Raw genomic sequence first — 25,068 nt, 5'->3', positions numbered from 1 at the left:
CCGGGCGGCGCCACGCCCGCCGAACAGGCGGCGATGCGGCGCGCGCTCGCGCTCGCGGTCACCGCGCTGGGCCGCACCAGCCCCAACCCCGTCGTCGGCTGCGTCCTGTTGGACGCGGACGGCGCCACCGTGGCGGAGGGCTACCACCGCGGCGCCGGCCACATGCACGCCGAGGTCGAGGCCCTGGCCGCGGCCGGGCACCGGGCGCGGGGAGCGACGGCCGTGGTCACCCTGGAGCCCTGCGCGCACCAGGGCCGTACGGGGCCGTGCGCGGACGCGCTGCTCGCGGCCGGGGTCACCCGCGTGGTGTACGCGGTGCCGGATCCCGTCCCCGGCCACGCGGGCGGCGCCGAGCGGCTGCGCGCCGCCGGGGCCGAGGTCGTCGGCGGCGTCCTGCGCGAGGAGGCGGAGCGGGCCAACGAGCTGTGGCTGACCGCCACCCGGCTCGGCCGGCCGTGCGTGACCTGGAAGTTCGGCGGGAGCCTGGACGGCCGCTCGGCGGCGCCCGACGGGACCTCGCGCTGGATCACCGGCCACGAGGCCCGCGCCGACGCGCACACGCTGCGGGCCACGCACGACGCGGTGCTCGTCGGCTCGGGGACGCTGCGGGCGGACGACCCGCACCTGGGCCTGCGGCACGGTGTGGAGGGCGAGCCGCCGCTGCGCGTGGTGCTGGACCGCACCGGCGGCATCCGGCCGGACGCGCGCGTCCTGGACGACGCCGCGCCCACCCTCGTGGTCGTCGGCGAGTCGGTGGCCCCGCCCGTACTCCCCCACGGCCACGCGGTGCTGACCCTCCCCGAGCCCGGCGGGCGGCTGGACCTCACGGCGCTGGTGAAGGCGCTGTACGAGCGGGGGCTGCGCTCCGTGCTGCTGGAGGGCGGCGCCCGGCTTGCCGCGGAGTTCGCGGCGCAGGACCTGCTCGACCGCGTCGTGGCGTACGTCGCCCCGGTGCTGATCGGCGGTGAGGGGCGCGCGGTGCTCGACGGGTTCGGCGCGGGCACCTTGAGCGAAGCGCTGCGCCTGCGGCTGGACGAAGTGGCCCGGCTCGGCGACGACGTCCGGATGGTGCTGCGCGCCCGCCCCCTCCCCGGCGGCCCGGAGCCGGAGGAGGTGCCGTGACCCCGCGGGTCGCGGTCGTCTACCACAGCCGGCGCGGCACCATGCGGTCGCTGGCCGAGGCCGCGGCCGCCGGGGCGCAGGCGTACGGCGCCCAGGTGCGGCTGCTGCACGTCGCCGACGACGAGGCCGGTCCCGCGTGGCCGGACGAGGAGGCCGGGCCGGAGGACGTGCTGTGGGCCGACGGCCTGGTGCTGGCCTCTCCCACGTACTTCGGCAACGTCTCCGCACCGTTCAAGCGGTTCCTGGACGGCACGACGAAGCTGTGGTGCGACGGTCTGCTGAACGACCGGGTGGTGACGGGGATGACGGCCTCGACCTGCCTGCACGGCGGCCGCGAGGCCACCTTGCTGGCGCTCTATCAGTCGGCCCACCACTGGGGGGCCTGGACCGTCGGTGCCGGACCGGCCCACCGCGGCGGTCCGGCCGGTCCGGCCGGTTGCGGCGTGGGCGGAAATCCGTACGGGCTCGCGGTCACCGCCCTTCGCGACGGCAGTGTCGCGGAGCACGACCGGGCCGCGGCCCGGGAGCTGGGCGGCCGCCTGGCCGGCGTGGCCGCCCGGGCGCGCTCCGGCGGCCGTCCCGCCCCGGACGCCGCGGTCCGCAGCCGGGTGGCGGTCGTCCACTGCGCCGAGGACGAGACGGTCCGGCTGCTGGCGCAGGAGTGCGCGGCCGGCGCCCGGGAGCTCGGTGCCGAGGTGCGGCTGCGCCGGCTGACGGGGCCGGGCGTGCGGCGGGAGTCGGGACTGCCCGGCCGTGCGGGCGGCGCCCCGGCGGCGGCCGCCGTCGACCCGGCCGACGTGGCGTGGGCGGACTCGGTGGTCCTCGGCGCCCCGGTACGGGCGGGCGCCGTCGCCGCGCCGCTGCTGGGCTTCCTGCAGTCGCTGGAGCCCCCGGCCGGGCCGGGGCCGCTCGCGGGCAAGCCCGCCGGCGGGTTCGTCTCCACCGCCCGGCCGCACGCGGGCAGCGAGTCGGCGCTCCTCTCCCTCCACCACGTGCTGCACCACTGCGGTGCGGTCGTGGTGCCGCCGGGCTACACCGATCCCGTGGTGTTCGAGGCCGGTGGCAATCCGTACGGCACGTCGCACGCCCGGTCGGCGGGGGTCCTGCCGACCGTCCAGGCGCTGGCGGCCGCCCGGCACCAGGGCAGGCGCGCGGCCCTGGCCGGCGACCGGCTGCGCCGCCGGCCCGCCCCCGACGCCGGCGTCCTCGACACCCCCCTGGAGAAGGAACTCACATGACCGTGCAGCAGTACGACGACATCGGCGAGGCCTACGAGGGCTTCAAGTCGCTGCCCATGGCCCGCTACCCGGAGTCGGACAGCTTCCTGCGGATGCTCGGGGACCTGAGCGGCAAGTCGGTCCTGGACCTGGCGTGCGGGACGGGCTTCTACAGCCGGCAGGCGAAGCGGCTCGGCGCCGCGGAGGTCCTCGGCGTCGACGTCTCCGACACGATGGTGGCCGCCGCCTGGTCCATCGAGAAGCGCAACCCTCTGGGGGTGCGCTACCTGGTGGGCGACGGCGCCGAGCTGCCCCTGTTCGACCGGCGCTTCGACGTGGCGACCGCCGTCTACCTCCTCAACTACGCCGACGACGCGGCCACGATGGAGTGGATGTGCCGGGGCATCCACCGCAGCCTGCGGCCGGGCGGGGAGTTCTTCGTCCTCACCCAGGCACCGGAGTTCCGCTTCGACGGGCCGCCCACGGAGAAGTACGGCTTCCGTTACGAGCAGGTGGGCGAGGGCGAGGTGGGGCCGCGCGTGCGGATCACGGCGCTGCTCGACTCCCCCGTCGAGTTCGTGACGAACTACCCGCGGCGCGAGGTGTGCGAGGGCGCGCTGTGGGCGGCCGGCTTCCGCGACGTCACGTGGGTGCCGCTGGAGGTGCCCGAGGACGGCATCAGCATGTACGGCGCGGAGTTCTGGGAGGACTTCCTCGCCAACCCACCGCTGGTGATGCTGCGCTGCACGGCCGGCTGACGGCGGCCTGACCTGCGGCACGGCTGGTTTCACGGCCCTTGCGGCCTCTGACGGCCCCGGCGGCGATCGTCCGCCGCCGGGGCCGTCCTTCGTGCGCGGTCAGAGCAGCCACGGCCGGAAGTCGTCCGCGGGCGGCAGGCCGGAGGTCTCCCGGGCGGCCGCGGCGGTGCGGTGGACGTGGAACAGCAGCCGGACGGCCGCGCCGGGGTCGCCGAAGGCGACCTGCCCGTCGGGCTCCTCGCGCAGGGCCCGGTCGACGCGGGGGACGACGGTGCGCGGGCCGATGATGGTGGCGCCGGCGGAGAAGAGCATCCGCTCGACTTCGCAGTACGGTTCGGGCTCGGCCGCGGGGGCGGTGGAGGTGGTGATGACCGCGACGGGCTTGCCGACGAGCGGGGAGCCTTCGGTGGGCCACGTCAGCCAGTTGAGGAGCGTGCGCAGCGAGGTGGGCGGCGCGGCGTCCGTCTCGGGGGTCGTGATGACGATGCCGTCGGCGAGCGAGGCCATCTGGCGCAGGGCGTCGGCGACGGGGTGCGAGGGCGCGATGATCTCGCTGCCCGCGCGGGCCAGTACGGACGGCGCCGTGCTGACGACGAGCCGGGTGCCGGAGGCGCCGGGGGCCGAGAGCGCGCGCAGCAGCGGGTCGCCGTAGGGGTCGTCGTCGGCCGGGGCGCTCAGCCCCAGCAGCAGTACGTTCTCCACGGTCGGACTCCTTCCTTGACGTTCGGTGGCCTTGGGGTGCGCAGGCCTTGGGGACGGGGGCCCTGGGGGAAGGGCCCCGGAGGTGCGAAGGTGCGGGTGCGGGGCCCGGCCGGTCAGCCGGCCGGGGCGGGGCGCAGGCGCCTGGAGAGCAGGACGCCTGCCACGGCGAGCGCCGCGGTGAGCGCGAAGGTGAACACGAGCCCGGCCCGGGTGGTCGCGCCGTGCTGGTGGGCCATGGCGACTGCGGCGCCGCCGATGCCGGAGACCAGGGCGGTGGCGAGGGTCTGGGCGAGCTGAAGGGAGCCGCTGACGAGGCCCTGCCGGGCGGCGGGGGCCTGTTCGAGGGTGTCGGTCGTGGCGGCGTTGAAGGCGACGCCCATGCCGACGCCGCCCAGGGCCCAGCCCGCGACGGCGACGAGCGGGGGCACGGCCTCGGTGAGGACGGCGGCGGCCATGACGGCGAGGCCGGCGAGCAGGACGGCGAAGCCGAGGGTGACGCTGCCGGTGCGGCCCTGCGCCCGGCCGTCGCGGCGGGCCTGCCAGGCGGAGCCGGCGACCCAGGTGATGGCGCCGGCGGACAGGCCGAGGCCGGCCAGGGAGGCGTTCACGCCGCGCAGTTCCTGCAGGCCGAGCGGGAGGAAGGCCTCGCTGCCGAAGTAGACGCCGCACAGCAGGAAGCGGATGCCGATGCCGGCGCCGACTCCGGCCCGCAGGCCGAGGGTTCCGTCGGGTGTGACCCGGCGCAGGGCGGGCACGGCGACGGCCGGGCCGGCGAGGGCGAGCGGGATCAGCAGGGCGAGGTTCTTGAGGAGCAGCGCCTGGAGGAAGAGCGCGGTGCCCGCGGTGAGGAGGACGCTCGCCGCGAGGGGGCTCTGCCACCAGGGTCCGGCGGGGGCGGCGGCCGGGGCGGCGGAGGGGCCGTCGAGCCGGCGCAGCCCGGGGAGGGTGAGGGCGGCGGCGACGGCGATCAGCGGCAGCATGAGCAGGAACACGCCGCGCCAGCTGGTGAGGTCGGAGAGGGTGCCGGCGATGACGGGGCCGATGAGCGAGGGGACGGTCCAGGCGGAGGAGAGGAGGGCGAACATGCGCGCCCTGAGGTGTTCGGGGTAGGCGAGCCCGATCACGGTGTAGGCCATGCTCATGACAGCCCCGACACCGAGGCCCTGGAGCGCACGGCCGAGCAGGAACAGCGGCCAGGAGACCGCCGCACCCGCCACCGCGCAGCCGACGGCGAAGACCAGCATCCCGGCGGCCATGGAGCGCGCGGGCCCGCTCCGGTCGGCCGCGCGTCCGGCGACCACCGTGCCGACGATGTTGGCGAGCATCAGGGCCGACAGACCCCAGCCGTAGGCGCCGAGTCCGTGCAGGTCGTCCGCGATGCCGGGCAGGACCGTGGCCACGCCCAGGGATTCGAACGCGACCATGCTCACGGACAGGACGACGCCGAGGGTCAGCGCACGGCGCGCCCCTGAGAAGACACTCTCCGCCGGGCCCTCCCCCGCCGTCACCGACGGCGGGGCGCCGTCCGCACCGGGCGGTGCGGACGGGCCGCCGGCCCCCTCCACCGCCTGGTTCACCTCCTGCGACACGACGACCTCCAGCACAAAGTTTCGTTACGTTCCGGGACGGAACCAATTGCAGCTTACCTATACTGGCCGCATGGTGAACACCCCGAACGGCGCGGTGGCCGAAGCGCGGGAGACGCGCGAAGGCGGTCAGCAGCGCACAGGAAGGCCACGGGACGGCCGCATCGACGCAGCCGTGCCCGCCGCGGTGATGGAGATCCTCAACGAGTCGGGCTACGGGAACCTGACGCTCGAAGCGGTGGCCGCCCGTGCGGGGACGAGCAAGCCGGCCCTGCGCCGGCGCTGGCAGTCCCGCCAGCACCTCGTCGTGGACGCGCTGGTCACCACGGTGGGCACCACCCCGACCCCCGACACCGGCTGCACCCACTGCGACCTGATCGCCGGCATCGGCACGCTCAGCCAGGCCTTCGGCACCACACTGGGGCGGCGCGTCCTGCCCGCCCTCGTGGCCGACCTCGCCGACCACCCCGAGCTGGAGAGCCTGTTCCTGGAGCGCTTCTTCCACACGCGCCGGGCCTCGACGGCCGAGGCGCTGCGCCGCGGCATCCGGCGCGGGGACCTGCGCCCCGACGCCGACATCGACCTGCTGCTCGACATGCTGGCCTCCACCACGTACTACCGGGTGCTCTTCGGGCACCTGCCGGTGACCGCGACGCTCGCGGAGGACGTGGTCGAGGTCGTGCTCAAGGGCGTCGCCACCGAAGCCTGGCGCGGACGCCACAGCCACGGGGTCTTCGACGGCTTCTGACGCGCGGGGGCGGCGCAGGCCGGGCGCCGTGACGGCCCGGCAGGTACGAGGGGAGGGAGAGACTGTTGCTCAGCCGCGACAGCGAAATGACGGCCCTGGACGGGGCCTTGTCCGCCGCGGAGGCGGGCATGGGGGCCAGCCTGCTGCTGGAGGGCGGCATCGGTGCCGGCAAGTCGCACCTGGTGCGCGCCGCGCTGAGGACCGCCCGCAGCAAAGGCTTCGGAACGGTCTCCGCGCGCGCCAGACCCGGCGAGCGCGACCGCGCCCACGGCGTCCTGCACCAGATCCGCGACCAGCTGACCGGCCTGCCCGGTGCCGCCGGAGGGCCTTTTTTCGGCCCGCGGGAGGCCGACGGCGCGGACGGGGCCGACGAGGCCGCCGCGGTGCACCGGCTGATCACGGCCGCCACGGCCGGCGCCCCCCTGCTGGTCGCGATCGACGACCTGCAGTGGACGGACGCCCCGTCGCTGCACTGGCTCGGCTACCTGACGGCGCGTCTGGAGGGCCTGCCCGTCGTCCTGCTGGCCACCCTCGGCACGGACCGCCCCGACCTGACCGGCGAGGGCTCGGGCCGGCAGGGCTCCGAGTCCGCGGCCGGCGTCGCCTCCTTCTTCCACCGCCGCGTGGTGCTGCAGGGTCTCAACGCCGACAGCGTCGGCTATCTGCTGGCCTCCTTCCTCGGCGAGCCCGCGGACGACGCCCTCACACGCGCCTGCCGCACGGCCACCGGCGGCAATCCGCTGCTGCTCCAGGCCCTGCTGCGCGAGCTGCGCCGCACCGGCCTCATGCCCGGGGACCTCTCCGCCGACCGCGTGGCGCGGCTGGCGCCGGTGGAGGTCGCCGAGACCCTGCTGACCCGGCTCGGCGGCTGCTCCCCCGAGGTCGGCGCCGTCCTCGACGCCGTCTCGATCGTCGCGCCCGGGGCGAGCGGCCCGCTCGTCTCCCATCTCGTCGGCATCGGCGCCGACGAGGCGGCCGACGCCCTCTACCGGCTGGTGCGCCGGGGCATCCTGACGGAAGTCCACGACGGCATCGGCTTCGCCCAGCCCGTGGTCGCGGCCTCCTTCCGGGCCCGGATGCCGCCCAGCGAGCGGGCACGCCTGCACGCCGAGGCGGCCAAGGCCCTCTACGCGGGCAGCGCCCCCCGCGAGCGCATCACCGCGCACCTGCTGCCCGGCGCCCCCGTGGGCGAGCGCTGGGCGCTGCGGCTGCTCGTGGACGCGGCCGACGCGGCCCTCGCGGGCGGCGCCCTCGCCGAGGCCCGGGTCTGCCTGGAGCGCGGTCTCGCCGAGTGCGGGCCGCAGGAGGAGCCGGGGCTGCTGCGCCGGCTCGGCCACATCGAGCTGGCCGACGGACCCGAGCCCGCGGTCGCCCGGCTGCGCCGCACGGTCGACCTGATCCAGGGCGACACCGGGCACCGGGCCATGGCCCTGCTCGACCTGGCCCAGGCCGCCGCCATGACCGGCGACGTGCCGGAAGCGCTGCGGATCGTGGAACAGGAGGCGTGCGAACTCGACCGCGCGGGCGCCCCGAAGGAGCTGCGGGCGGGCTTCCGCGCCGTACGCGGCCTGCTGGAGCTCCTCGAAGGCCGCGGGCTGCACCAGGCGCCGCCCTCGACGTCCTCCCCCGCGCAGCTCAGCGAAGTCGCCCGGAGCCCGTGGGTGCGCCGCGCCGAGGCCGCACTGGCCGCCGTGAGCGCCCAGTGGAGCGGCACGCAGCGGGCCGAGGCGCTCCAGCAGGCCCGCCTGGCGCTCAGCGAGCCGGCCGCCACCGTCAACGACCACGCCCTGATGCGGCTGGGCCTCGTCCTCGTCCTGGCCCGCTCGGGTGCCGAGGAGGAGGCCCTGGAGAACTGCGCGGCCCTGCTGAGCGCGGCGACCGCGGAGGGTTCGCGCACCGTGGCGGCGCTCGCCCGGGCCGTGCTCGCCGAATGCACCTACCGCGCGGGCCGGCTGACGGAGTGCCTGGACGCGGCGCGCGAGGTGCTGGAGCGGGGCCCGGAGCCCACCGAGCACGAGTGGCTGGGCTCCGCCATGGCCCGCGGCTGGCTGGGCAGCGCCCTCTACGAGTCCGGGGACCTGGACCAGGCGCAGCGGGTCCTGCTGGAGCCCGGCCTGGAGGGCGCGGTCCCGGCGGTCACGCTGCCGGGCCTGCTGTTCCACCGCGGGCGGCTGCAGGTCGCGCTGGGGCGGGTCGGTCCCGGGCTGGCGGACCTGGAGGAGTGCGGGCGGCTGCTGCTCCACCGGGGCTGGACCAACCCGGCGCTGTGGCCCTGGCGTTCCGAGGCGGCCCTGGCACACGCCCGGCTGGGCGACGAGGAGGCGGCCCGGCAGCTCGCCGGTGAGGAGCTGGTCCTCGCGCGGGCGTTCGGCGCGCCCCACGCGGTGGGTGTCGCCCTGCGCGCGGCGGCGCTGCTGGCTCCCGGCGAGGAGCGGGCGGTGCTGCTCACCGAATCCGTCCAGCTGCTGCGGGAGGCGGGTGCGGCGCTGGACGAGGCGCGGGCGCTGCGCGACCTCGGGCGCGAGCTGATGCGCACCCGCAAGGCGCGCCAGGCCCGCGAGCACCTGCGGGCCGCGGCCGCGCTGGCCGAGAAGTGCGCGGCGCACGTCCTGGTGCAGGAGCTGCGCCAGGACATGGTCGAGGCCGGGGCGCGCCCCCGCCGCGACACCGAGATCGGCCCCGCCTCGCTCACCCCCGCCGAACGCCGGACCGCGCTGCTCGCGGCGGAGGGGCTCACGAACAAGGAGATAGCCGGGCGGCTGTACGTGACCCGGCGCACGGTGGAGATGCACCTGAGCCGGGTCTACCGGAAGCTGTCGATCTCCGACCGCCGCGCCCTGCGGCTGGTGACGGGCGATCAGCGGCCGCCGTCACCTTCCGGCCCGCACCCCCGGCACGAGGCGGCGGAGTCCTGCGCGTGACGGCGCCCGGCACCGCGGTGGAGGCGTCGCCCGCCCGGATCAGCGTCCTTCGCCGGGCGGTGTGCCTCAGCTCTGGCCGCCCGGCCCGCCGACCTGCACCGAGCTGAAGAAGTCCTGGTAGGTGGGGAAGAAGTTGCCCTTGCCGGTCGGGCCCGCGGAGGTGACGGCCGTACAGCCGCTGTAGTTCTCGTCGGACCACAGGTAGATGGTCGAAGGGGTCCGGTTCCAGTCCGACTTGGCCCGGTCGTTCATGCCGAGCGCCGCGAGATCCGGCGCGCTCGCCCTGAGCTTGATCATGTCGCCGGTGCCGTCGAGGCCCGAGAACATGCAGTAATAGCCGTCGGGGCACCGGTCGTACCCGCCGGCCGCATGGGCCGTGGAGACGGGCAGCACGACGGCGGCCGCAGCCACCACCGGCGTGAGCAGGGTACGCATCATATTCCTCATCCGCCTGACGCTAGAGGGAATCGACCGCGCCGGGGAGACCCTGTGAGGTCCGCACGTCCGTTCCAGGTACCGCCGACCGGATGCACCCCGCCCCCGGCCCGTTTGAAGCAGCGACCAACCGGAACATAACCCTCCGTCAGATCCAGTGGAGAGGGTCCCTCGTGAGATGTCGCCGGGCGTGCCGCTGGGCCGCAGGAGTGGCGGTCGTGCTGGTGCTGCTGACCGGCGGGCGTCCGGCCGCGCCCGCCCCGCACCGCCTCCGGTGGGGGCCGTGCCCGGCGAAGGTCGCGGCGCCCGCCCGCAGCGGTCTGCGGTGCGCCACGGTCCGGGTGCCGCTGGACCACGCGAAACCGGCCGGCCGCAGCATCACGATCGGCGTCTCCCGGCTCGCGGCCACCGGGCCCGGCCCCCGGCGCGGGGTGCTGCTGCTCAATCCGGGCGGCCCCGGCGGCCCGGGGACGCCCATGCCGCTGTGGTTCGCGGCGCACGTGCCCGCGTCCGTACGGGCCGGTTACGACCTCATCGGCTTCGACACGCGCGGCCTGTTCACCAGCACCCCGGTCTCCTGCAGGCTGAGCGCCGCGCAGCTGCGGCACGCGCCCGTGTCCATGCCCCTCCCCCACCGGCCGTTCGCCGCCACCGCCGAGCTGCACCGCAGCATCGCGCAGTCGTGCGCCCGGCACGCCGGGGCCCTGCTGCCGACCATGTACACGGCCAATACCGCCCGGGACATGGACCGCATCCGGCGCGCGCTCGGCGAGGAGCGCATCTCGTACTACGGCGTGTCCTACGGCGCCCACCTCGGCGCCGTGTACGCCACCGCCTTCCCCGGCCGCACCGACCGGATGGTCCTGGACAGCGCGCCCGACGCCCGGGCGGGCTGGTGGAAGGCCCTGCGGGCGTTCGGGCCGGGAAGCCAGCAGCGCTTCCCCGACCTCACCGCGTACGTGGCCGAACGGGACGCCGCCTACCACCTGGGCGCAACAGCCGACCAGGTGTCCGAGACGTACGCCCGGCTGCTCGCGGAGACCGCCGCCCGTCCGAAGGACGTCGGCCACTACACCGTGGACGACAACGTCCTGCGCCAGATCACCCTGCAGGCCCTGTTCTCGGACGCCTCCTTCCCGCAACTGGCGGACGTGTGGCGCTACCTGGCCCGCGCGCCCGGTGCGCCCGACGCGGCCGGGGCGGAGAAGGCCCTGGTACCGCTGCAGGCGGCCGTCCCCCTGGAGCCGCGGACCCAGCAGCTGGTCCTGCCGGCCATGCTGGCCGCCCTGTGCCAGGACACCCCGTGGCCGCGCTCGGTGGACACCTACCGGCGGGCGCAGCAGCACGACGCGTGGCGCTATCCCGTCGCCGGGGCGATGACCGGGAACATCTGGCCGTGCGCCTTCTGGCCGTACCGACCCGAGGAGCCTCCCGTGCGCATCGGCGACCGGGGCCCGCGCAACATCCTCATGCTGCAGAACCGCCGCGACCCCGCCACGCCGTATGCGAGGGCGCGGGCCGTGCGGAAGGCTCTGGGCCGGCGCGCGGTCATGGTGGACGCCGCGCAGGGAGGGCACGGCGTCTACGGGTTCACGTCCGACCCGTGCGCCGGCGGCGCGGCGACGGCCTGGCTGACCTGGGGCACGCTGCCGCGCACCGACCTCTCCTGCCCCGCGCGGCGTACGGACCGATGACGTGACCGCCGGGCCTCAGCGCAGGCCGCCCTCGCGCTCCACCGAGGCGGTGAACCGCTCGTCGTAGGCCCCGGCCAGGTCCCGCAGCGCCTGCGGGCAGTCGCCGTTGTAGGAGGGGCCGTGCATCAGGCCCAGCGTCACCGGCTCCAGCCCGGCGAGGCGGCGCATCGCCGGGGCGGTGGCGGCCGTCAGGCAGGTCGCCCCGAAGACGTCCTCGGCGGCGACGGCCGGTCCGACGATCTCCTGTTCCGTGAGGGCGGGTGCATCGCCGATGCGGGTGAAGAGGTCGCCGCAGAACAGGGTCCGCGTGGTCTCCTCGAAGAGCAGCCCGGCGTCCCAGCCGTGCGGCACGTGCGGGGTCTCCAGCCGCCGGACCCGCTTCCCGCCGAGGTCGATCACCTCGCCGTCGCTCAGCGGCACCGGCGGGCGGTCGGCCAGGTCGTTCACGGACACCAGGCAGCCCATGGCCCCGTGCGCCGCGCGGGCCTGCGGCGCGGCGGCGAGCCAGGAGTTGAGCGAGCCGCACTCGTCGGCCTCGACGTGCCCGAAGGTGATCCAGCGGAGGTTCTCCACCGGCGTCACCCGGGCCACGGCCCGCGTGACGAGCGGGAAGAGCGACCGCAGCCCGCAGTGGAACAGCAGCGGCTCCTCGGCGTCGACGAGGAACTGGTTGAACAGGAAGTCCGCCTCTTCGACGTACGTCGAGAGCCGGTAGATGTCCGGCGCGATCTCCGTGACCCGGGTCTCCATGGGCATCGCCTCTCTCCCCCCGGCTTCGCGGGTACGGCGCCAGTCTGGCGCGGCCGGGGCTGTTGTCTCGGTACCGGCACCCAAATGCTCCGGGTCGTGTTACGGGGCCCTCCGTGATCCACCTGCCGCACGGCGAACGGAATCGTGGAGTCCTGAACGTCCGGATGAAGGAGACGCGCCCCATGACCGACGCCGCCGACGGCCGCGCAGCGCACCCCACCCACGACGATCTGCAGTACGACCGGATCGGCGGGGACTACGAGCTCTCCAAGCTGCTCCCGCTGACCCGGTTCGTGGAACGGCCCAGCGTGCTGGGCCTGCTGGCCGACGTGCGGGGCAGGAGCGTCCTGGACCTCGCCTGCGGCACCGGCGTCTACAGCCGGCACGCCCGCCGGCTCGGCGCGCGGCGCGTGCTGGGCGTGGACATCTCCCCCAAGATGGTCGAGGTCGGCCGGGCCGCGGAGGAGCGCGAGCCGCTGGGCGTGGAGTACGCGGTCGGCGACGGCACCGAGCTGCCGCGGCTGGGCGACTTCGACGTGCTGCTGGCGGCGTACCTGTTCAACTACGCCGACTCCCCGGAGACGATGGGGCTCATGGCTCGGGCGTGCGCGCGCAACCTGCGCGAGGGCGGCGAGCTGCGGGCCCTCGTCGCGCACCCGGACTACGACTTCGGCCGGCCGCTGCCGCAGAAGTACGGCTTCTCCTTCGAGCGGGAGGCGGACCCGGCGCACGACGGCCGGATCCGGGTCACGGCGCACACGCAGCCCCCGGTCAGCTTCAGCGCCTACCTGCCGTCGGGGCGGGTGTACGAGGAGGCCTTCACGGCCGCCGGGTTCCGTGACTGCACGTGGAGCCCGGTCCGGTTGTCCACCGACGGCGTCCTGGAGTTCGGGCCGGAGTACTGGGACGACTTCACGGCCAACCCGCCGTGGGTGCTCTTCCGCTGCGTCAAGGGCGCCGCGGGCGCCGGCGGGGCCCGCACCCCCGGGGACAGCCGCGGGTGAGCCCGCAGACCCCCGGTCCCATGGATTTCCTGCTGCCCGAGCGCCTGGACGACGTGCTGGAGGCCATGGCCGCCCGCGCGGGCACGGTCCCCGTGGCGGGCGGCACCGACGTGATGGTGCGGCTGAGCACGGGCCGCGAGCGCCCTGCGGCCGCCGTCGACCTCACCCGCATAGGCTCGCTGGCCCGCTGGGAGCGGCCGGCCGGCGAGGTCCGGCTGGGCGCTGCGGTGCCGTACACCCGGATCGCCGAGGAACTGGCCGCACCGCTGCCCGGACTCGCGGCGGCGGCCCGTACCGTGGGCTCCCGGCAGATCCGCAACCGCGGCACCGTGGGCGGCGCCCTCGGCACCGCCTCCCCCACCGGCGACGTCCACCCCATGCTGCTGGCGAGCGGGGCGGAGGTGGAGCTGGTGTCCGTGCGCGGCGCCCGCCGGGTGCCGGTGCGGGACTTCTACACCGGCCCCGGCCGCACGGTCCGCAGGCCGGACGAGCTGATCCGCGCGGTGATGGTGCCCGAGGCGGAGGGCCCGCAGGCCTACGCCAAGGCCGGGCGGCGCGGCGCCGTGGTGATGGCGACCTGCTCGTTCGCCGTGGCGCTGTGGCCCTCCCGCGCATGGGTGGGCACCGGCATCGGCTCGGCGGCGCCGGTACCCCTGCCGGCCCTGGAAGCCGAGCGGTTCATCGCCGACGAGCTCACCGAACGGCGGTTGTGGCGGACGCGGGGGCCGCTCCCGGACACCGTGCTCACGCGCTTCGGCGAGCTGGCCGCGGCGGCGACCGCACCGGCCGACGACGTACGCGGCTCGTCCGCCTACCGCCGGCACGCGGTGGCCGTGCTGGCGCGCCGGGCCCTTGGCTGGGTGTGGGACGACCACCGCGCGCACCGGCGGACGGAGAGGAAGTCATGCGCCTGACCTTGACGGTGAACGGCGAGCGGCACGACGTCGAGGGCGTGGCCGGGACGGAGAGCCTGCTGTACGTCCTGCGGCAGCGCCTCGGCCTGCACGGCGCGAAGAACGCCTGCGAGCAGGGCCAGTGCGGCTCGTGCTCGGTCCACCTGGACGGGGTGCTGGTGTGCGCGTGCCTGGTGCCCGCGCCCCAGGCTCACGGCCGGAGCGTGGAGACGGTCGAGGGCATGGACGGCGAGGACGGGCCGCACCCGGTGCAGGAGGCCTTCCTCGCCTGCGGCGCCGTGCAGTGCGGCTTCTGCACGCCCGGCATGCTCAAGGCCACCGAGGACCTGCTGCGCCGCTGCCCCGACCCCGGCGAGGCCGAGATCAAGGACGCCCTCGCGGGGAACCTGTGCCGCTGCACCGGCTACCGGCACATCCTCGAAGCCGTCCGCCTGGCCGCCGCCCGCACGCGAGCCCTGGAGCCCCGCCCGTGACCCCGTACGCCCCGCACACCCGCCGCGTTCCCGGAACGGTCGGCGACAGCGCGCCGCGCCCCGACGGGCCGCTGAAGGTCCGGGGCGCCTTCGCGTACTCCTCCGACCTGGAGGCGGAGGGCATGCTGTGGGGCACGACGCTGCGCAGCCCCCACCCGCACGCCCGGATCCTGTCCGTCGACACCTCCGCCGCGCTGGCCCTGCCCGGCGTCCGCGCGGTGCTGACCCACCGCGACGTGCCCGGCCGCAACCTGCACGGCTCGATGGTCGTCGACCAGCCGGTGCTCGCCGTGGACACCGTGCGCTACGAGGGCGAGCCGGTCGCCGTCGTGGCGGCCGAGGACCCGGAGACGGCCCGCCGCGCCGCGGAGCTGGTGCACGTCGCCTACGAGGTGCTGCCGCCGGTCACCGACGCCGAGGCGGCCCTCGCCCCGGACTCCCCCGCCGTGCACCCGGGCGGCAACCTCCTGCGGCACGTCCCCCTGCGCCGCGGCCGTGCCGCGGGCGGCGAGCCGCTCACCGCCGACGTGGTGGTGCGCGGCGTCTACGAGGTCGGCATGCAGGACCAGGCGTTCCTGGGGCCCGAGTCCGGCCTGGCCGTGCCCGACCCGGACGGCGGGGTGTCCTTGCACGTCGCCACGCAGTGGCTGCACGTCGACCACGACCAGGTCGTCGCGGCCCTGGGCCTGCCGCGCGAGAAGGTGCGGCTGTACCTGGCGGGCGTGGGCGGGGCGTTCGGCGCGCGCGAGGACCTGTCGATGCACGCGCACGCCTGCCTGCTGGCGCTGCGCACCGGCCGCCCGGTGAAGATGTGCTACACGCGCGGCGAGTCCTTCGTCGGCCACGTGCACCGCCACCCGGCGAAGATGGCCTACGAGCACGGTGCCACGCGCGACGGCAGGCTCGTCTACGTCAAGGCGTCGATCGTCCTCGACGGCGGCGCCTACTCCTCCAGCTCCCCCGCCGTGGCCGGCACCGTCGCCACCTGCTCCCTGGGCCCGTACGAGGTGCCGGACGCCGAGGTGGACGTGCGCGTCGTCTACACCAACAACCCGCCGTGCGGAGCGATGCGGGGCTTCGGCGCCGTGCAGGCCTGCTTCGGCTACGAGTCGCAGATGGACCGGCTCGCCCGTGAACTGGGCATGGACCCGGTGGAGCTGCGGATCCGCAATGCGGTCGCCGAGGGGTCGGCGGTGGCCAACGGCCAGGTCCTGGACCACCCGGCGCCGGTCGCCGGGCTCCTGCGCCGGGTGCGGGAGCGGCCGATGCCCGGCCCGTCGCTGCCGGAGGGCGGCCACCTGACCGGCACCACCTCGCGGGGCGAGTCGGTCGTGCGCGGCGTGGGCTACGCCGTCGGCTTCAAGAACGTCGGCTTCGTGGAGGGCTTCGACGACTACTCCACGGCCCGGGTCCGGCTGGAGGCCGGCGGCGGGCAGGTGCGGGCGGTGGTCACCAGCGCGGCGGCCGAGGTCGGTCAGGGCGTGGTGACCGTGCAGGCCCAGATCGCCCGTACCGAACTCGGCGTCGAGCAGGTGGCGGTGGAGTTCGGGGACAGCACCTTCGGCTCGGCCGGCCCCTCGTCGTCCTCCCGTCAGACGTACGTCACCGGCGGCGCGGTCAAGGCGGCGGCCGAGGCGGTGCGGGCCCGCGTCCTGGAGCGTGCGGACCGGCTGCTGGGCCGGCCGGGCGCCGCCACGGGCCTGTCCGGCGAAGCGGTGACCGGCGCCGGCGGGGAGGTGCTGTGCAAGCTGGCCGACGTGCTGGGCGACGAGGCCGCCGAGGAGACCGTGGAGTGGCACCACCGGCCGACGTTCCCCCTGGACCCGCACACGGGACAGGGCGACTCGGTCTTCCAGTTCGCCTTCGCCGCCCACCGGGCGGTGGTGGACGTGGACGTCGAGCTCGGCCTCGTCCGGACGGTCGAGATCGCCACCGCGCAGGACGTCGGCAAGGCCGTCAACCCGCAGGCCCTGCTGGGCCAGATCCACGGCGGCACGGTGCAGGGCCTGGGGCTCGCGCTGATGGAGGAGATCCGGGTCGAGGACGGTCTGATGCAGAACCCCTCGTTCACCGACTACCTCATCCCGACCGTCCACGACGTGCCGGCTATGCACGTGGACGTGCTCGAACTGGCCGACCCGCACGCCCCCTACGGCGTGCGCGGCGTGGGCGAGCCGCCGAACATCTCCAGCCCCGCCGCCGTGGCGGCGGCCGTGCGGGACGCCACCGGCCTGGCCCTGCCGCGCATCCCGCTGCGCCCCGAGGACGTGGCGGGGCTGACGGCCGCGCGCACCGCCCTCCCCGAGCCGGTCACGGCCGGGGCCCCGCCCACCGGAGGAGACCCCTCATGACCCAAGAGCCCACCGCTGCGCAGTACGACGTGATCGGAGCCCGCTGGGAGGACGCCCGGTCGCTGCCCACGGTCCACCCGGAGCGCGCGAGCTTCCTGGCCCTGCTCGGCGACGTGAGCGGGCTGGACGTCCTCGACCTGGCGTGCGGCGACGGCTTCTACACCCGCCAGGCGAAGATGCTGGGCGCGCAGCGGGTGGTGGGCGCGGACGTCTCGGAGGAGATGGTCGCGGCCGCGCGGGCGGTCGAGGAGCGGGCGCCGCTGGGCACCCGCTACGTGGCCGCGGACGCCGCGGACCTGCCGGGCCTCGGCCGCTTCGACGTGGTGACCGCGGCCTACCTCCTCAACTACGCGCGGGAGGAGGAGACGCTTACCGCCATGTGCCGCGGCGCGTTCGAACGGCTGCCGCAGGGCGGGCGGTTCATCGGGGTGACGCAGAACCCGCACTTCTCCTTCGAGGGGCCGCTGCCCGACCCGTACGGCTTCGCCTTCGCCCCCCTGGAGACCTCGGCCTTCGGTACCCGGATCCGGGTGACCGCGGCGCTGGAGCCGCCGATCACCTTCGAGACGTGCCTGATCCGGCCGGAGGTGTACGAGGCGGCGTTCGCGGCGGCGGGGTTCGCGAAGGTGTCGTGGGTGCCGCTGCACGTACCGCAGGCGGCGCTCGAGCGCTTCGGGGCCGCGTACTGGGAGGGGTTCCTGGCCAATCCGCCCATCGTCATGTTCGAGGCGGTCCGCTGAGGGCGCGCCGCCCCGCTCCGGTGCCCGCCCCGGTGGCCGCGACGGGCACCGGGGCGGGGCGGGCGGGTCAGCCGGCGGCGGCCAGCCGGGGCGGCTGAATGGCCGTCAGGAGCTCGTGGAGCCGGTCGAGCCCGTCGGGGCGGACCGAGTAGCAGATCTGGGTGCCGCGGCGGCGGGTGACCACGAGGCCGGCCTCGCGCAGCACCTTCAGGTGCTGGCTGATGGTCGGCTGGGTGACCTCGAAGAGCTCGGTGAAGTCACAGGCGCACGTCTCGGGTTCGGCCGCCAGCGCGCGCATGATGCCGAGCCGCACGGGGTGTCCGAGCGCCCGGAGCATGGCGACGTCCGTCTTGTCCTCCGCAGTGTCTCTCACGTTTGACAGGCTATCAAACAGCGCCTATATAGTGGATCTCCTAAATAGTAAATTGCCTATGTACCGCTGGTTCGGAGGTCCGATGACCGACAAGACCGAGGCGCCCGCCGCCGACCCCGCCGAGGGCGGCGTCCTCTCGCCGCAATACCGCGCGCTGTCCTTAGGGCTCATCACGTCCGTCACCCTGGTGGCCTTCCTCTGGCTGGGTGTCGCGACCGTCCTGCCCGAGGCCGCCGAGGACCTGGACGGGGTCCACCTCTTCGGCTGGGCCTTCACCGCCTTCATGCTCGCCAACCTCTTCGGCACCATCGCCGCCGGACAGGGCGCCGACAAGGCCGGGCCCACCCGCCCGTACGTGCAGGCCTTCATCGTCTTCGTCATCGGCTGCGTGGTCGCCGCGATCGCCACCAACTGGTGGGTCCTGCTGGCGGGCCGCATCCTCCAGGGCCTGGGCGTCGGCGGCGTGCTGGCCCTGGCCTACCTGATCGTCGGCCTCGCCTACCCCGACGCGCTGCGCGCCCGGATGCTCGCGCTGGTGGCCTCGGCGTGGACGCTGCCCGCCCTGCTCGGCCCGGCCATCGCGGGTGCGATCGCCAGTGCGAGCAACTGGCGGGTGGTCTTCCTCATCCTCGTGCCGCTGGTGCCCGTCGCCGCGCTGCTCACCCTGCCGGCGATGCGCAAGCTCAAGCCCACCGGCGACGGCACGCCGGGCGAGAACCGGCTGCCGATGACGGTGCTGCTGGTGCTCGGCGTCGGCGCGCTGCTGGCCGGCCTGGAGAACCGCAACATCGCCGTGCTGGTGCCGCTGGTCGTGGTCGGCGTCGCGATCACCCTGCCCGTGCTGCACAAGCTGCTCCCGGCGGGCACGCTCACCATCCGCCGCGGCATGCCCGCCGGCATGATCGTGCGCGGTCTGGTCAGCGCCGCCTACTACGGAGGCGAGTCCTTCTTCCCGCTCAGCATGACCCGCGTCCTCGGCCTCAGCACGCTCGGCTCCGGCCTCGCACTGTCCGCGGGCGCCCTCACCTGGGTCAGCGGCGCCTGGCTCCAGGCCAAGCTGGACACCCGCAGCGGCGGCAAGGGCCGGCACGCCCGCGTCGTCCTCGGCTTCGTCCTCCTCGTGGCCGGTGACGCGCTGATCGCCCTGGCGGTCGGCACCGACCTCAAGAGCGTCCCGCTCGCGATCGTCGGCTGGGCCGTCGCCGGTCTCGGCATGGGCTTCGTCTACCCCGCCGTCACCACGATCGTCCTGTCGCTGGCCCCCAAGGGCAAGGAGGGCTCGGCGAGCTCCAGCCTGCAGCTGTGCGAGACCCTGTCCGTGGCCGTGATGACCGGCCTCGGCACGGCCATCACCGCGTACGGCTCCTCGCACGACTGGAACGACAGCCGCGGGCTCGGCATCATCTACGTCATCGCCGCGGTGTGCGCGTTCCTCGGCATCGCCGCCGGACTGCGCACCGCCGTCCGCAAGTTCGCCGGCGACGGCGAGGCCGGGGAGGAGCCGCCCGCGGCCGCCGCACCGCTGCAGGAATCGGAGCGAACGGCCTGATTCCTCCCCGGCGGGGACCCGGTTCGGTACGCGGCGCGGAAAAGCTTCGGTCGCTGTACCGGGCCGGTCCGTGCTGTGCGGGAGCGCCCCGGCCGTGATGCTGGAGTGACCCGGGGCGAACGACGCGCCGGTTGTGCATCTCCATGGGAGGCAGCCGTGCCCGAAGTGCTGAACTGCGATGTGCTGAACGGCGAGACCTGGGACCCGTCCCCGGCCCCCGCGGGACACCGGGGCGGGGCCCGCGTCCGGTCCCGGGTCGAGATCCCGCTCCACCTGGCCGACGGCTCCTGGCAGACCGCGCACGTCATCACCTTCGACGGTCTCTCCGACGGCCTGGAGCACATCGCGGTGTCCTACAGCCGCGACCCCGGCGTCCCCCTGGTCCGCGTCCACTCGGAGTGCCTGACCGGCGACGTCCTCGGCTCGGGCCGCTGCGACTGCGGCCCGCAGCTGGACGAGTCGCTGCAGCGGGTGGCGGCGGACGGCGGCATCCTGATCTACCTGCGCCAGGAGAGCCGGGGCGGTACGGACCTCAGCCTCTACGACAAGCTCGACGCGTACAGCGTCCAGGACCGCCGCCCCGGCCGCGCCGGAACGGGCCACGGCCTGCGCCTGGCGGACGACGCCCGCGACTACCACGCGGCCGCCCAGATGCTCCGGGCCCTGGACGTCTCCCGGGTCAGGCTGCTGACCAGCAACCCCGACAAGGTGCGGCAGCTGAGCTGGTACGGCATCGCCGTCGAGGAACGGCTGGACTTCGCCCGCCGGCGCGGCGCGTGAGCCGCCGCACCCGGCCGGCGGCGCGCGGCCGCACCGGCCGCCTCAGACGGCCGCCCTGTCGCGCGCACCGTCCCGGACGTCGGGCCAGGCCCGCTCCGCGGGGTGCTCGGAGCCTGCCGAACCGCTCTCCGGGAGTTCCGCGAAATACTCCGCCAGGCCGGAGCGGCCCGTCACCGCCAGCTTGCGGTAGACGCGGCTGAGGTGCAGCTCGACGGTGCGCTGGGTGACGAAGAGCTTCCCCGCGATCTCGCGGTTGGTGAACTTGGCGACCGCCATCAGCGCGACGCGGCGCTCGGTCGGGGTCAGGGCGTCGATGCCCACCTCGGTCGGCCGCCGCGGCCGGGCCCCGGCCACCAGCAGCTCCTGACGGGCCGTCTGGGCCAGCACGGCGGCCCCGCACTGCTCGGCCAGCGACTGCGCGCGCCGCAGGTGCTCGCGCGCCTCGCCGAGCCGGCTGGACTTGCGCATCAGGATGCCGAGGTCGGTGAGCACCCGCGCCAGGTCCAGCCGGGCCGAGGACTCCTCCAGCACCCCGACGGCCTCCCGCAGCGCCTCCTCGCCGCCCAGGCCCTTGGCCAGCAGCCCGGCCGCCCGCAGGGCCCGGCCGGTCGCCCGCCGGCCGCCCCACTGGCGGGCGCGGGCGAGCTCCTCGTCGACAAGGACGAGCGCGGTGTCGCGCTCGCCGAGCGCCGCGTGCACGAGCGCCGCCTCGGAACGCCAGGAGAGCACCGCGGGGTTGAGCTGGCCGGCGGCGGCCAGCCGGCGGCCGCACTCCAGCAGGTCGGCCAGCCCCGCCTGCGGGTGGCCGCAGGCCACACGCAGGCGCCCGCGGTGGAAGAGCAGGGCCGCGAACCCGGCGCCCTCGGGCACGTCGCCGTCCAGGGCGAAGTCGCTCAGGGCCCGGTTGGCCTCGCGCAGCTCGCCGGTCTCCAGCAGCGAGGCGACGACCGCCGCCACCGCCTGGCCGGTGCGGCTCCAGTGCCCGGAGGGCGAGGTCCCGGCGGGCTCCAGGGCGCTGCGGGCATCCTCCAGGCAGCCGGGTATGTCACCGGTGCGGTAGCGCACTTCGGCGCGCATGCTGTGGGCGATGGTGAGCAGGGTGCGCGAGCCTTCGGCCCGCGCGCGGTCCAGCAGCGCCTGGCACTCGGACAGGGCCAGATCGAGTTCGTCGGCCCGGGCGAGCACCTGCAGGGGCACGGTCCGGGTCGCGATGCGCCAGTCGAGGCTGGTGTGCTCCTCCTGCAGTGCCTGCCGGGCCTGGTGGACGGCCCGGTCGCGCTCCTCGCCGCGGCGGGAGGAGCGCAGGGCCGCCAGGCTCAGCCGGGTGTGGCGCTCGCCCGGGGTGGCGCCGGCCTCCAGCGGGAGCGGGTCTCCCACCCCGGCGCAGTCCGCCTCGACGGCCGCGTCGACGGCGTGGTTCAGCTCGCGCAGCAGGCAGCGCTCGGCCCGCAGGACGGCCGCGGAGGACTCCTCGGCGCTGCGGGCCTCCGCCACGCCTTCCAGCAGGACGCGCTCGGCCTCCTCGGGGCGGCCCAGGAGCTGCAGGGCGTGGGCGATGCACAGCCGGATGTCGGCGCGCCCGTCGGCGTCGGGCTGGAGAGCGAGCGCGCGCCGCAGGTGTTCGACCGCGGCGGCCGGGTCGGCGGCGAGCTCGATCTGCCCGAGGGCGCGCAGCAGCTTGGCCCGGCACAGGCCCTCGCACTCCTCCAGCCCGCGGTGGAGATAGGCCCGGGCCCGGTCCGGTTCGCCGCGCTGGATCACCTCTCCGGCGGCCGTGCACAGCACGGAGCAGGTCCAGTGCAGGCCGAGGGTGCTGCGGACGCGCAGGAGCTGGGTGGCCACGCGCTCGGCGGGGGCGCCCGACTCGTGGAGGAGCTGGGCGGCGCGGGCGTGCAGGGCGTCGCGGCGGCTGGGCGGGATGCGGGCCAGGACCGCGGTGCGCAGGACCGGGCGGGCGAAGCCGACGACGGTGTCCGCTCCGGTGAGGGCGCCGGCGCGGACGAGGGCGTCGACGATGTCGGCCGCGCCCAGGGCGTCCAGCCCGAGCAGCCGGGCGATCATGGGGGTGGTGGCGGAGCCGTCGAGGACCGCGGCGGCCTGCAGCACGGCGGCGGCGCCGGGGTAGGCGCGGTCGTAGCGCGGCAGCAGGGTGTCGGCGACCTCCACCGGGGCGAGCTCCCCGATGCGGCGCGCGGCGTCGGCGTCGGGCCGCAGGCCGTGCAGGCGCATGACGCGGAAGAGGGCTTCGAGGAGGTAGGGGCTGCCACCGGTGGCGGTGCGGCACGCGGCGACGAAACGGGGGTCGGGCGCGGCGTCGGCGGCGTCCGGGACGGCGAAGGTGTCGGCGGCGATCCGGGCGGTGTCCTCGGTGGTGAGGTCCCGTAAGAGGACCCGGTGGCGGAAGGAGGAGAGCACCTCCGCCAGCACCGCGTCGCCGGGGGTCTCGCCGAGGGCGACGGTGGCGACGAGGGCGACCGGGGTGTTCTCCAGCCGGGCCATCAGGTAGCCGAGGCAGCGCAGGGAGGCGGTGTCGGCCCACTGGAGGTCGTCGATGGCCAGCATCAGCGGGGTGCCCGTGGACAGCAGCCGGGCGAGCGGGTGGACCGCGCCGGAGCCGGGCGCGGCGTGCGGGGCGTACGGTGCGGGGCAGTTCAGGTGGGCCTCCCAGGGGGCGGAGGCCTGGCCTCCGGGGCCCTCGTGCCCCGCGCCGGCGCCGTCCAGGACGGTCCGGGCCCCGGCCATGAGCTGCTGGGCGATGCTGTATTCGACGTCCTGCTCGGAGGCGCGGGCCCGTGCGGAGAGCAGGTGGAGGCCGTGCTCGCCGGCCTGGTCCATGGCGTGGCGCAGGAGCCTGGTGCGCCCCATGCCGGCCGTGCCTTCGATGAGGATGCTCTGGCCCCGGCCGTCGCCGGCGGCTTTCAGGATGTCGTGCACGCGCGTGCCCTCCCCGTAAAGGCGGCGGGGCCGTCCCGGAGCTGCATGCCACTCCCCCCGGGTCCCCCGTGTGACGGCCCGGTCTTTGCTGCCGTGATGCCGTGGGTAGTGATGTGTCTCAGGAGGCCGGACCGTGAAGTCAATACCGTGAAGTCAATGAAGTCGTTAACTCGTATGAACAGTTGACCAATAGTTGGTTCACCGTAGCTTATGGCGACACAAGAAGTGACCCTAACTTGAGAGTTGGGGCATTTCAACCGCATGCCGAAGCCACGGACGCCGCGCGGTACGCGACGCCCGTGGCTCGGCAGAGCACGGCTCTCGTGGGGGGATCGGGGGCGGGGCCCCGGCAGGCGCTAGGCGCGCCTGGTGCCCTGCTCCAGCTCGCGGAGCTGGCGGATCATGTCGGCGGCCATCCGTTTCCCCTCCGGGGAGAGCGCCGCGAGGTCGCCGCGCAGATAGACCGCGCTCACCCCGGCCTCGGCCATGGCCTGGTCCAGCTCGCGGCCGGCCAGCACCTCCTCGTCGATCATCCGGCGGGCCACGTCGTCCTCGGTGAAATAGGAGACGGGCACGTCGAAGTACGTGGCCAGCGCGCGCAGGTGCCGCAGCGTCGGGTTCGTGCGCTCCCCGCGGTGCAGCTGCCACAGATATACGCTGGAGAAGGTCTCGCCGGACTGGGCGGCTATCTCCGCCGCCAGCTTCTTGTAGGACGGCTTGCCGTTCTCGCTGGGCCCGGCACGCATCTTGAGCAGGTGGTCGAGCTTCTGCGCCACCGTCAGCCGGCGCCGGGCCGGACCGTCCCTCTCTTCACTCATCGTCTGCCAACCCCCCTCTGCACGGCATCAGTTTAGGCACGACGGGCCTGGTCCTGCGCCTCCGGGCCCTGCCGCGCCCCGCCCCGCCCCGCTTCGTCGAGCCGCCGTCTGCGCTCCTGTTCCTTGCGCGCGAGCGCCATCATCTCCTTCGCCTCTTCGGAAGGCTCGAAGTCCTCGTCGTCCTCGTCGTCGTGGAACAGCCCCTGCTCGCGCAGCTGCCGGTCGTGCACCTTGACCGGCGGCTGGGGGTCGTGGTCGGAGGGGCGCGGTCCCTCGGGGCCGTCCGGCCCGACGCGCACCAGGCGCTCGATGCGCACCACGCGAAAGCGCCGCCCGGCCGCCTCCGCCTCCGGGCCGCACTCGGCGTCGAGCCGGTCCGCCGCCCGGGCGTACTCCTCGCGCTCCTTCTCGTCCAGTCGCAGCAGCACCGGGGCCATGACCCGCAGGTCCATCGTGAGGGCGTCGCGCGCGGCCTGGGGCGTGGGGCAGCCGGTGGTCACGGGCTCCCACCGCCCGCCGGACCGTTCCGCGATCATGTACGCGGCGGGCAGCAGCACGCCGCCCGGGTGCGTGGCGGCGGCCCGCAGGGAGTCGGCCCGCACGTCGGGGGGCACGGTGCCGGGGCCCTGGACCAGCGACAGCAGTTCGGCCTTGAGGATGCCCTCGGACATGCCTGTGGCCGTGAGGGTGTCGAGGACCATGCCCTCGACGGGGTCAGGCACCTCGTGGGACCTGCCGGGCGCGGCCGGGTCGGGGTCGGAGGGGCGCGGGGGCTCGGGCCCGTCGGGGCCGGTCCGGATGAACTGCTCCGCGCGCACGACCCGGTGGCGGCCGCCCAGCACCGTCATCTCGTCGAGGGCCTCCCAGTCCAGCCGTTCGGCGGCCGCGCAGTACTCCTGCGCCGCGGCGCCGTCGCCGGACTCCTCCGCATCGCGGGCGGCCCGGCGGAAGAGGGCGGCCATGGTGTCCCGGGAGTCCTGGGGCGCGCGGTCGCCGATGTGGGTCAGCACCTGCCAGCCGCCCTCCTCCCGCTCGCGCACGACGCCGAAGACCGGGCCGCCGCCTCCGAGGATCTCGGGGTACGCCTCGCGTGCCCGCCACGCCTCCTCGTCCGCCAGGGCGGCGACCGGGGCGTCGGGCGCAGCCATCCTGATCTGCCGGTACCCCGGCACTCGCTCGCTGTGATCGGACATGCACTC

At 75.4% G+C, this 25,068-nt stretch carries 21 protein-coding genes; 13 read left to right on the top strand and 8 right to left on the bottom strand.

What is annotated here, in order from left to right; all coding sequences use genetic code 11:
* Positions 1-33: 33 nt before the first annotated feature.
* Genes ribD through FGW37_RS30325 form a run of 3 tightly spaced genes read left to right on the top strand, consistent with a single transcriptional unit; the run spans position 34 to position 3,097 of the window.
* Positions 34-1,122 carry a bifunctional diaminohydroxyphosphoribosylaminopyrimidine deaminase/5-amino-6-(5-phosphoribosylamino)uracil reductase RibD gene (gene ribD, locus FGW37_RS30335; protein ID WP_179085001.1) on the top strand — a complete coding sequence of 363 codons (1,089 nt, stop codon included), beginning with the start codon at positions 34-36 and terminating at the stop codon, positions 1,120-1,122.
* The gene (locus tag FGW37_RS30330) at positions 1,119-2,360 is read left to right on the top strand and encodes a flavodoxin family protein (protein WP_179083986.1); all 1,242 of its coding nucleotides are present in this window, start codon (positions 1,119-1,121) and stop codon (positions 2,358-2,360) included. Before ribD ends, FGW37_RS30330 begins: the two co-directional genes overlap by 4 nt.
* The gene (locus FGW37_RS30325; protein WP_179083985.1) at positions 2,357-3,097 is read left to right on the top strand and encodes a class I SAM-dependent methyltransferase; all 741 of its coding nucleotides are present in this window, start codon (positions 2,357-2,359) and stop codon (positions 3,095-3,097) included. Before FGW37_RS30330 ends, FGW37_RS30325 begins: the two co-directional genes overlap by 4 nt.
* A gap of 99 nt (positions 3,098-3,196) precedes the next feature.
* Here the strand turns inward: FGW37_RS30325 and FGW37_RS30320 are convergent, their stop codons facing one another.
* On the bottom strand, positions 3,197-3,799 hold the full coding sequence (locus FGW37_RS30320; protein ID WP_179083984.1) for an NAD(P)H-dependent oxidoreductase: 603 nt from the start codon (positions 3,797-3,799) through the stop codon (positions 3,197-3,199).
* Between the two features lie 113 nt (positions 3,800-3,912).
* Positions 3,913-5,388, bottom strand: coding sequence for an MFS transporter (locus FGW37_RS30315; RefSeq protein ID WP_179083983.1), 1,476 nt, complete (start codon positions 5,386-5,388; stop codon positions 3,913-3,915).
* 70 nt (positions 5,389-5,458) lie between these two features.
* On the opposite strand from FGW37_RS30315, the gene FGW37_RS30310 reads away from it, so the two are divergent.
* Positions 5,459-6,133: a TetR/AcrR family transcriptional regulator gene (locus tag FGW37_RS30310; RefSeq protein ID WP_179083982.1), complete on the top strand. Its 675-nt coding sequence runs from the start codon at positions 5,459-5,461 to the stop codon at positions 6,131-6,133.
* 65 nt (positions 6,134-6,198) lie between these two features.
* Positions 6,199-9,054: a helix-turn-helix transcriptional regulator gene (locus tag FGW37_RS30305; protein WP_179083981.1), complete on the top strand. Its 2,856-nt coding sequence runs from the start codon at positions 6,199-6,201 to the stop codon at positions 9,052-9,054.
* Positions 9,055-9,120: 66 nt separating this feature from the next.
* On the opposite strand, the gene FGW37_RS30300 is transcribed toward FGW37_RS30305, so the two are convergent.
* Entirely contained in the window at positions 9,121-9,492 is a 372-nt protein-coding gene (locus tag FGW37_RS30300) for a peptidase inhibitor family I36 protein (protein ID WP_246430646.1), read from the bottom strand.
* Between the two features lie 170 nt (positions 9,493-9,662).
* Here FGW37_RS30300 and FGW37_RS30295 point away from each other — a divergent pair, with 170 nt between their 5' ends.
* Complete coding sequence (locus tag FGW37_RS30295) at positions 9,663-11,183, top strand: alpha/beta hydrolase (RefSeq protein ID WP_179083979.1); 1,521 nt, start codon at positions 9,663-9,665, stop codon at positions 11,181-11,183.
* 15 nt (positions 11,184-11,198) lie between these two features.
* On the opposite strand, the gene FGW37_RS30290 is transcribed toward FGW37_RS30295, so the two are convergent.
* Entirely contained in the window at positions 11,199-11,939 is a 741-nt protein-coding gene (locus FGW37_RS30290; RefSeq protein ID WP_246430645.1) for an oxygen-binding di-iron domain-containing protein, read from the bottom strand.
* Positions 11,940-12,115: 176 nt separating this feature from the next.
* Here FGW37_RS30290 and FGW37_RS30285 point away from each other — a divergent pair, with 176 nt between their 5' ends.
* The 5 genes from FGW37_RS30285 to FGW37_RS30265 are packed head-to-tail and all read left to right on the top strand — an operon-like array spanning position 12,116 to position 17,415.
* A complete protein-coding gene (locus FGW37_RS30285) occupies positions 12,116-12,937 on the top strand; it encodes a class I SAM-dependent methyltransferase (RefSeq protein ID WP_179083978.1) in 822 nt (273 codons plus the stop codon).
* A gap of 20 nt (positions 12,938-12,957) precedes the next feature.
* Positions 12,958-13,851 (top strand): FAD binding domain-containing protein, encoded by an 894-nt coding sequence (locus FGW37_RS30280; protein ID WP_179084999.1) that lies wholly within the window; start codon positions 12,958-12,960, stop codon positions 13,849-13,851.
* The gene (locus FGW37_RS30275) at positions 13,842-14,324 is read left to right on the top strand and encodes a (2Fe-2S)-binding protein (protein WP_179083977.1); all 483 of its coding nucleotides are present in this window, start codon (positions 13,842-13,844) and stop codon (positions 14,322-14,324) included. Before FGW37_RS30280 ends, FGW37_RS30275 begins: the two co-directional genes overlap by 10 nt.
* The gene (pucD, locus tag FGW37_RS30270; protein ID WP_179083976.1) at positions 14,321-16,675 is read left to right on the top strand and encodes a xanthine dehydrogenase subunit D; all 2,355 of its coding nucleotides are present in this window, start codon (positions 14,321-14,323) and stop codon (positions 16,673-16,675) included. The genes FGW37_RS30275 and pucD overlap by 4 nt, the downstream gene beginning before the upstream one ends.
* The gene (locus FGW37_RS30265) at positions 16,672-17,415 is read left to right on the top strand and encodes a class I SAM-dependent methyltransferase (protein WP_179083975.1); all 744 of its coding nucleotides are present in this window, start codon (positions 16,672-16,674) and stop codon (positions 17,413-17,415) included. The genes pucD and FGW37_RS30265 overlap by 4 nt, the downstream gene beginning before the upstream one ends.
* A 67-nt stretch (positions 17,416-17,482) precedes the next feature.
* On the opposite strand, the gene FGW37_RS30260 is transcribed toward FGW37_RS30265, so the two are convergent.
* A complete protein-coding gene (locus FGW37_RS30260) occupies positions 17,483-17,788 on the bottom strand; it encodes an ArsR/SmtB family transcription factor (RefSeq protein WP_229899435.1) in 306 nt (101 codons plus the stop codon).
* A gap of 82 nt (positions 17,789-17,870) precedes the next feature.
* Between FGW37_RS30260 and FGW37_RS30255 the strand changes: the two genes are divergently transcribed.
* Both FGW37_RS30255 and ribA read left to right on the top strand, forming a co-directional pair.
* Complete coding sequence (locus tag FGW37_RS30255) at positions 17,871-19,337, top strand: MFS transporter (RefSeq protein WP_179083974.1); 1,467 nt, start codon at positions 17,871-17,873, stop codon at positions 19,335-19,337.
* 156 nt (positions 19,338-19,493) lie between these two features.
* Positions 19,494-20,117, top strand: coding sequence for a GTP cyclohydrolase II RibA (gene ribA / locus FGW37_RS30250; RefSeq protein WP_218650616.1), 624 nt, complete (start codon positions 19,494-19,496; stop codon positions 20,115-20,117).
* A 42-nt stretch (positions 20,118-20,159) separates the two neighbouring features.
* On the opposite strand, the gene FGW37_RS33915 is transcribed toward ribA, so the two are convergent.
* The 3 genes from FGW37_RS33915 to FGW37_RS30235 all read right to left on the bottom strand — a co-directional run bounded on the left by FGW37_RS33915 (position 20,160) and on the right by FGW37_RS30235 (position 25,062).
* A complete protein-coding gene (locus tag FGW37_RS33915) occupies positions 20,160-23,051 on the bottom strand; it encodes a helix-turn-helix transcriptional regulator (RefSeq protein ID WP_179083973.1) in 2,892 nt (963 codons plus the stop codon).
* 356 nt (positions 23,052-23,407) lie between these two features.
* Positions 23,408-23,869, bottom strand: a complete 462-nt coding sequence (locus FGW37_RS30240) for an XRE family transcriptional regulator (RefSeq protein ID WP_179083972.1) — start codon at positions 23,867-23,869, stop codon at positions 23,408-23,410.
* 32 nt (positions 23,870-23,901) lie between these two features.
* On the bottom strand, positions 23,902-25,062 hold the full coding sequence (locus tag FGW37_RS30235) for a DUF5954 family protein (RefSeq protein ID WP_179083971.1): 1,161 nt from the start codon (positions 25,060-25,062) through the stop codon (positions 23,902-23,904).
* Positions 25,063-25,068 lie beyond the last annotated feature (6 nt).

This window comes from Streptomyces rectiverticillatus (genome assembly GCF_013394065.1).
Classification (GTDB): Bacteria; Actinomycetota; Actinomycetes; order Streptomycetales; family Streptomycetaceae; genus Streptomyces; species Streptomyces rectiverticillatus.
This window is presented reverse-complemented; position numbering and strand designations above follow the sequence as displayed.

What these genes read in the sequence shown, in the direction of transcription:
- ribD (WP_179085001.1), top strand. Translation starts at nt 34, where the DNA reads ATGCGGCGCGCGCTCGCGCTCGCGGTCACCGCGCTGGGCCGCACCAGC.
- FGW37_RS30325 (WP_179083985.1), top strand. Translation starts at nt 2,357, where the DNA reads ATGACCGTGCAGCAGTACGACGACATCGGCGAGGCCTACGAGGGCTTC.
- FGW37_RS30310 (WP_179083982.1), top strand. Translation starts at nt 5,459, where the DNA reads ATGGTGAACACCCCGAACGGCGCGGTGGCCGAAGCGCGGGAGACGCGC.
- FGW37_RS30300 (WP_246430646.1), bottom strand. Translation starts at nt 9,492, where the DNA reads ATGATGCGTACCCTGCTCACGCCGGTGGTGGCTGCGGCCGCCGTCGTG.
- FGW37_RS30290 (WP_246430645.1), bottom strand. Translation starts at nt 11,939, where the DNA reads ATGCCCATGGAGACCCGGGTCACGGAGATCGCGCCGGACATCTACCGG.
- FGW37_RS30285 (WP_179083978.1), top strand. Translation starts at nt 12,116, where the DNA reads ATGACCGACGCCGCCGACGGCCGCGCAGCGCACCCCACCCACGACGAT.
- FGW37_RS30280 (WP_179084999.1), top strand. Translation starts at nt 12,958, where the DNA reads ATGGATTTCCTGCTGCCCGAGCGCCTGGACGACGTGCTGGAGGCCATG.
- FGW37_RS30275 (WP_179083977.1), top strand. Translation starts at nt 13,842, where the DNA reads ATGCGCCTGACCTTGACGGTGAACGGCGAGCGGCACGACGTCGAGGGC.
- FGW37_RS30265 (WP_179083975.1), top strand. Translation starts at nt 16,672, where the DNA reads ATGACCCAAGAGCCCACCGCTGCGCAGTACGACGTGATCGGAGCCCGC.
- FGW37_RS30255 (WP_179083974.1), top strand. Translation starts at nt 17,871, where the DNA reads ATGACCGACAAGACCGAGGCGCCCGCCGCCGACCCCGCCGAGGGCGGC.
- FGW37_RS30240 (WP_179083972.1), bottom strand. Translation starts at nt 23,869, where the DNA reads ATGAGTGAAGAGAGGGACGGTCCGGCCCGGCGCCGGCTGACGGTGGCG.
- FGW37_RS30235 (WP_179083971.1), bottom strand. Translation starts at nt 25,062, where the DNA reads ATGTCCGATCACAGCGAGCGAGTGCCGGGGTACCGGCAGATCAGGATG.